The sequence below is a fragment of the Cupriavidus sp. 01L43 genome (assembly GCF_056399925.1).
Genome location: NZ_JBFTSH010000023.1, coordinates 65,945 through 72,990, shown reverse-complemented (window position 1 = coordinate 72,990; position 7,046 = coordinate 65,945). Strand labels below are relative to the sequence as shown.

5 protein-coding genes and 1 pseudogene are annotated in these 7,046 nt (G+C 66.9%); all 6 read right to left on the bottom strand.

Annotated features, from left to right (window positions below; translation table 11 throughout):
- A pseudogene (locus AC1DP9_RS26395) lies at nt 1-433 on the bottom strand (RNase A-like domain-containing protein); the annotation flags it as partial.
- Nucleotides 434-538: 105 nt separating this feature from the next.
- The gene (locus AC1DP9_RS26390) at nt 539-2,500 is read right to left on the bottom strand and encodes a TRAP transporter large permease (RefSeq protein WP_477108924.1); all 1,962 of its coding nucleotides are present in this window, start codon (nt 2,498-2,500) and stop codon (nt 539-541) included.
- Nucleotides 2,497-3,144 carry a TRAP transporter small permease subunit gene (locus AC1DP9_RS26385; protein WP_477108923.1) on the bottom strand — a complete coding sequence of 216 codons (648 nt, stop codon included), beginning with the start codon at nt 3,142-3,144 and terminating at the stop codon, nt 2,497-2,499. The genes AC1DP9_RS26390 and AC1DP9_RS26385 overlap by 4 nt, the downstream gene beginning before the upstream one ends.
- A gap of 102 nt (nt 3,145-3,246) precedes the next feature.
- Complete coding sequence (locus tag AC1DP9_RS26380) at nt 3,247-4,377, bottom strand: TRAP transporter substrate-binding protein (protein WP_092291016.1); 1,131 nt, start codon at nt 4,375-4,377, stop codon at nt 3,247-3,249.
- Nucleotides 4,378-4,689: 312 nt separating this feature from the next.
- Nucleotides 4,690-5,397 (bottom strand): response regulator, encoded by a 708-nt coding sequence (locus tag AC1DP9_RS26375; protein WP_255370692.1) that lies wholly within the window; start codon nt 5,395-5,397, stop codon nt 4,690-4,692.
- A complete protein-coding gene (locus AC1DP9_RS26370) occupies nt 5,394-6,800 on the bottom strand; it encodes a cache domain-containing protein (protein ID WP_441591580.1) in 1,407 nt (468 codons plus the stop codon). The genes AC1DP9_RS26375 and AC1DP9_RS26370 overlap by 4 nt, the downstream gene beginning before the upstream one ends.
- Nucleotides 6,801-7,046: the final 246 nt, after the last annotated feature.

Genomic DNA, 7,046 nt, shown 5'->3' with positions numbered 1-7,046 from the left:
TAATGCTCGCCACCCGCGCGGCCTTCAGCATGCCGGCGAGGCCGAATCCCACACCAATATCCAGCGACAGCCCGATATTGCCGGCCATGTCCGGCGGCGCCCGCATGGTCTCTGCGAGCTTCGTTGCGCCCTGCTGGGTCAGTGTTGCAGTGTCGTGCCCGGTCCAGGCTTGTCGCATGCCGCGCCAGGCCGTGTCCGCGCCATGCATGCCGAACGCGATACAGCCAGCTTTCGTCACGCCAGTCGGTTCCGGCGCAATGCACAGCACCCCGGCACCCACCATTTCCAGCACACCGCCGACGATGTCCAGCCCGCCCCATAGGCGGTTGGACATCATCTCCGTAGGACTGATCGACCGGTGCGCCAGCACCGCCGCCAGTTGCGGCGCGCTCATGACCACGCGCAAGCCGTCCATCTCGTCTGCCTGAGCCATCGGATTCCCCCCATGAAAAGAGAGGCCCGACGCTACCGACCCAGCGCCAGCGCACTATTGAGATGGCGCAACTCCGCTCAGGAACAAGGAAATTGCGATCACCCCCTACCGATACAACACCTGCGGCAGCCACAGACCAATCCCCGGGAAGATATAGAGCAGCGCCAACGCCAGGATCTGGATCGCCATGAACGGCAGCATGCCGGCGAAGATCTGGTTCAGGGTGACGTGGGGTGGGGCCACGCCCTTGAGGTAGAACGCCGCCATCGCCACTGGCGGGGAGAGGAAGGCCGTCTGGAGGTTCAGCGCCACCAGCAGGCCGAAGAACAGCGGGTCGATGCCGAAGTTATCCAGCAGCGGGATGAAGATCGGCATGAAAATGATGATGATCTCAGTCCATTCCAGCGGCCAGCCGAGCAGGAAGATGATGACCTGCGCCAGGATCATGAACTGCACCGGGGTCAGGTTCAGGGACAGTACCCACTCCTCGACCAGCGCCTGGCCGCCCAGCAGGGCGAAGGCGGCGGAGAAGATGGACGAGCCGACGAACAGCCAGCACACCATCGCGCTGGTCTTGGCCGTCAGGAACACCGAGTCGCGCACCACGCCGTAGTTGAGCTGGCCGTACGCCAGGGCCAGCAGGGCGCCGCCGAGCGAGCCGACCGCCGCCGCCTCGGTKGGCGTGGCCAGGCCGAAGACGATGGACCCCAGCACCGCCAGGATCATCACGGCCAGCGGGAAGAACGACGACAGCAGCATCTTGAAGATCTCGAGCCGCGCGAAGTCGAACCGCCAGTAGAAATACACCAGCAGCAACGCCACCACGGCCAGCGTCACCCAGAACCACGTGGGGGCGGGTCGGGATTCGGCGGTGGCATCGGCTGCCCCATCGGCGGCGGGCTTCGCCAGCGTCGGCTTGGCCTCGGCGGGTGCCGGGGCCGGCATCTGGGCGATGGGCGGCGCGGCGGGCGTGGCCGGCGTCAGCGCATCGGCCGCCGGGCTGGCTTCTTCGGGAGGGGCCTGGAGACTGTCGAACGATGCCTCCCCCTCGGAAGATGACGATGACGACGACACCGCGCCCATCTCCTCGAGCCCGCCCGCGCCGGCGGCCACCAGCGGCGAGGTCACGGCCGCGTACATCAGGCTCATCGACACCGCCACGAAGATCGCCGGCATCAGCGTCACGCCGAGCTGGCGCGCCACCTCGCGCATCGGCACATCGACATTGCGCCGGCCCTTGAGCCCCACCATCAGCGCCGGCAGGGCGCGCCGGCTCACGGTGTCGCGCAGCGTGGTGGCCATCGGCGAGAGGCGCACCACGCGCTCCTCGGCCGACAGCGGCGGCGCCAGCGCCGGCCGCAGCTTCGCCAGCATAATCACATAAACGATATAGAGCCCCGCCAGCAGCAGCCCGGGGAAGAATGCGCCCGCGTAGAGCTGCACCACCGACACCCCGGCCGTGGCGCCATAGACAATCAGCAGCACCGATGGCGGAATCAGGATGCCCAGGCACCCGCCCGCCGTGACCGCGCCGGCCGAGACCGACGTGCTGTACCCGGCCCGCAGCATGGCCGGGAACGCCAGCAGCCCCATCAGCGTGACCACCGCCCCGACGATGCCCGTGGCCGTGGCAAACACCGCGCAGGTGATCAGCGTGGCCACCGCGAGCGAGCCCGGGATCCACGCCAGCGCCAGGTGCAGGCTGCGGAACAGCTTCTCGATCAGGTTCGCGCGCTCCACCAGGTAGCCCATGAACACGAACAGCGGGATCGAGATCAGCACGTCATTGGTCATCACCGCGTAGGCCCGCTGCACCATCAGGTCCAGCGTCTGCTCCACGGCGATCTCGGGATTGGCGTGCCGGTACGCGAGCCAGGCGAACAGCACCCCCATGCCCATCAGCGTAAAGGCGGTCGGGAAGCCGAGCATGATCGCCACCACGATCAGCGCCAGCATCAGCAGCCCGAGATGGCCGTTCGTCCAGTCCGCGGGCGATGGCATGAACACGAACACGGCGCCGACAATCAATATCATCAGCGACAGGCCGAACCACAGTTCCTTTCTCATCGCGCGATGCCCTCGTATTTTTCCGAAGTCTTGGCCGGTGCGGGCTCGACTGGCGACGCGGGTGTCGCCAGCACGTCCTCGCTGCTCACCATCTGGCGCAGCTTGTCCACATCCACTTCCTCCACGTCATCCTCGCGCGCCGGCCAGCGGCCCTGCTTCAGGCAGACCACGCAGCGGATCACCTCGGCTACGCCCTGCAGCAGCAGGAAGGCGCCTGCCACGGGAATCATGGCCTTGAACGGGTAGATGGGCGGCCCGTCTGCCGCGATCGACGAATGCTCGTTCTGCGCCAGCGAGACCTCGAAGAAGTCGATACCGGCCCAGGCCAGCGCGATCACGCCCGGGAAGAAGAAAAGTAAATAAAGTACGAGGTCGATGCCTGCCTGCGCGCGTGGCGAGAGAAAGCCGTAGAGGATGTCGCCGCGCACATGACCGCGCTTGGCCAGCGTGTAGGCGCCGGCCAGCATGAACAGCGCGCCGTAGAGCATGTTGCTCACGTCGAACACCCACGCATGGGGCGTGCCCAAGGCGTAGCGGGAGAAAACCTCGTAGCTGATGATCAGTGTCAGCGCGACGATCAGCCACGACGCGGTCTGGCCGACGAAGGTGCTGATCCTGTCGATCCCGAACAGGAGCTTTTGCACGGAGATGCCTTTTCAGGGAACGGTGAGGAAGACGGCCGCCGGCGGGCCCGCGCCATCATGCGCGCCCGCCGCCTGCCTTGTAGCGTGGACCCAGCCTCGAACTCAGCCTTTCTTCGGCGCGAAGTAGTAGGAAGACGCCATCCGATAGTCGACGTTGGTGTCGTTCTGCCAGCGCGTGCTGCGCTGCGCGAACGCCTTCATCGAATCGTTCACCTTCTTGAACATAGGATTCTCCTTCTCCTTCCGCGCCACGATGTCGTCCCAGACCTTGAGCTGCGCCTGCAGCACCGAGTTGGGCGTGGCGTAGAACTTCACGCCCTGTTGCTGCAGCGCCAGGTAGTCCTTCGAGTAGCGGTCGATGGCCTTCATCGACATATCGGCGGAACTCGCGTCCACGGCGTTGGCGATCAGCGCGCGCAGCTTCGGGTTCAGGGCGTCGTAGCGCTTCTTGTTGAAGATGATCTCGAACTGCTCCGAGCACTGGTGGAAGCTGCGCAGCATGCAGACCTTCGACACATCCTGGAAGCCCAGCGCGCGGTCCGAACTCGCGTTGTTGAACTCGGCCGCGTCCAGCAGGCCACGGTCCAGTGCCGGCACGATCTCGGCGCCGGGCAGCGCGTTCACGGCCGCGCCCAGCCCGGTGAAGATGTCGATCGACAGCCCCACGGTGCGGAACTTGAGCCCCTTGAAGTCTTCTGGCTTGGTGATCGGCTTCTTGAACCAGCCCAGCGGCTGCGTGGGCATGGGACCGTAGAGGAAGGACACCACGTCGAGGTTCAGGCTGCGGTAGATCTCCTCCTGCAGCTCCTTGCCGCCACCGAACTTGTGCCAGGCCAGCAGCATGTTCGGGTCCATGCCCCAGGCCGGCCCCGAGCCCCACAGCGCGAGCGCCGAGTTCTTGCCGTACCAGTAGGCAATCACGCCGTGGCCGCCGTCGAGGGTGCCCTTGCTGACGGCGTCGATCAGATCGAACGCCTTGACCACGGCGCCCGCCGGTAGCAGCTCGATCTTGAGTTCGCCGCCGGACATGTCGTTGACCTTCTTGACGAAGTCACCCGCGAACTCGTGAAAAATATCCTTGGTGGGCCAGGTGCTCTGCCAACGCATCGTCACGGGGCCTTGCGCCTTGACGATGGCAGGGAAGCCCATCGTCGCGGTGCCCACGGCGGCGGCGCCGGCACCACCCATGAACTTGCGTCGCGATACCGCGCTGCCTTTCTGCCTTGCTGCCATGACTGTCTCCCCATTATCTGTATTGGATGAACCAATCGACGAACCGCACGGACACCCGCGCGCGCAGGCAAGGCGCCTGCACGCACGGTTGAGAACAGTGGAAGGAAAGAGGTAGCGCGAGGCAGTGGGAAGGGTCCGCAGCATGCACGTGCGGACAATATGAGACATTTCCCCCGACCTTCAGTTGTCTGAATGTTAGGCAACAGGCATCGCGCCAACAATGTAGGGGATACCCGATTCCGCGTGCGGCAGGCCGCAGTCGGATGGCAGGAAAGAAGCTGGGAAGGCGGAGGAAAAGCCGGGGGAGAAGGGCTAGTTGCCGTCCTGCTCGCCGGCGAGCGATTGCACGGCGTACTTCACCAGCCCGGCGCGGCCCTCGATGCCGAGCTTGCGCTTGAGGTTGAGGCGGTGGGTCTCCACCGTCCGCACCGACACGCCGAGTTGCGCGGCAATTTCCTTGTTGGCCAGCCCCCGGCCGATGCCGGCCAGGATGTCTCGCTCGCGTGGCGTGAGCGCGTCCACCGGTCCCACGGTCTGCTCGGCCATGCCGCGCGCGATCCGGGCGCTGTAGAACACGCGCCCGGCCAGCACGGCCTGGATGGCGGCCAGCAATTCGTCGGCCGGGGCGTCCTTGAGCACGTAGCCGCGCGCGCCGGCACGCATCGCCTGACGCACGTATTCGAGGTTGTCGTGCATCGACACGATCAGCACGGCGAGTTCCGGATAGCGGTCGTGCAGCGCGCCAGCCAGCGCGATGCCGCCCATGCCGCGCATGCCGATGTCGGTGATCACGAGGTCCGGGCGCCGCCCGGGGCCGGCGGCGGCCAGCCAGCCGAGCGCCGCCTCGCCGTCATCGGCCTCGCCCACCACTTCGAGCCCCGGCTGGAGCGTCAGGTGCATGCGCATGCCGTCGCGCACCAGCGCGTGGTCGTCGATCAACAGCACGCGGGCCGGCGTGGCGAGTGCGGGGGCGGAGGGAGACGCCGGGGAGGTCGTGGCGTCGTCGTGCGAAGCGGTCATGACTGCGAAATTTCCGATACGGGGGCTGGGGCGGGCGGTTGGGCTGGAAGACGCGTGGGCAGCGTGGCCACCAGCCGGGTGCCGGCCGGCGAGGAACTCAGCACAAACTGCCCGTCGAGCGCAGCCATGCGCTCGCGCAGGTTGCGCAGCCCGATGCCGCGCTGCGGGTCTGACTGCATGCGGGCGACGTCGAAGCCCGTGCCGTCGTCACGCACCGTCAGCCGCGTGAGCTTGTCTTCAAAGGTGAGCGCCACCTCCACACGCCGCGCATGCGCGTGGCGCTCCACGTTGGTCAGCGCCTCCTGGGCGATGCGGAACAGCGCGGTGGCCTGCTCGTCGGCCAGTTCACAAGGCTGGCCGGTCTGGGTGACGTGGATCTCCAGCGTGCTGCCGGCCTGCATCTCGCGCGCCAGGTGCTGCAGTGCGGCGAACAAACCCAGGTCGTCGAGCAGGGCGGGGCGCAGGTTGCGCGCCACCCGTCGCACCTCGTTGAACACCGAGTCGAGCCGGTTCAGCGCCATGCCCAGCACGGGCGCCACCGAGGCGCCCTCGGTCGGCGCCAGCTTCAGGCGGTTCGTGGCGGCCTCGAGCACCAGCTTCACCGACACCAGCAACTGGCTGATGCCATCGTGCAGCTCGCGCGAAAGCCGCGCGCGCTCCTCCTCCTGCGACTGCACCACGCGCCGGGCCAGCTGATGGAGCTTGGCGTCCGCCTCGCGGTGGTCGCTCACATTGAGGGCGAGGCCGCTCGCCGCCACCAGCAGGATGCTGATGCCGGCAATCACGCCGATCCACGCCATGGTCTCGCGGATGTCGGTCTCGGCCCGGGCGTCGAGCTGGCGTAGCGTACGCTCCACATCGTCGAGATAAATGCCGGTGCCGAGCATCCAGTTCCACGCCGGCACGGCCACGACGTAGCCGAGCTTCGGGGCGAGTTGCTGCGAGGACGGTTTCTTCCACTGGTAGCGCACGGCGCCGCCGCCGGCCTTGGCCGCCATGATCAACTGCTGGATGGTCAGCGCGCCCTGCGGGTCACGCATCAGCCACAAATCCTGGCCGACCAGTTCGGGCTGGCGCGGGTGCATCAGGTTTCGGCCCTGGAGGTCATAGAGGAAGAAGTAGCCGTCCGGGCCGTAGTCGAGCCGCGCCAGCGCCTCCATGGCGGCGCGGCGGGTCTCGGCATCGTTGCGGCCGGAATCGACCATCGGCGCAATGGCGCTCTGCGCCAGTTCCACGTAGTGGCGCAGCTCCACTTCCTTGCTCTGGAGGTAGGCCGCCTCCACCAGCGCGCGCTCGTGGCGGGCCAGCGCGGTGGCCTGATAGCGCACGGCCAAGGCGATGCCGAACATGGCCACCGCAAGCGGCGCCACGGCGAGCAACAGGATCTTCTGGCGGAGTTTCATCTGGATCGGGGGTAAACACCGAGGCCGGCGAGGCCGCATGGCAGCGTGGCCTTACGTAGTACTACGCAAGCCCGTTGCGTAGTTACGCGCTTGTGCCGGCTGGAGCGGGTGTCAATACTACACGCCGGATTGGCGGTGCGCCCCTGCGCTGCACAATCCGTTGCAGTCAGCGCGCCGCGCCCACGGTTCGGTGCGCTCCTGCCTGCCGACCAGATCCGGAACAGACGAGAACAGACCGGGCACGCC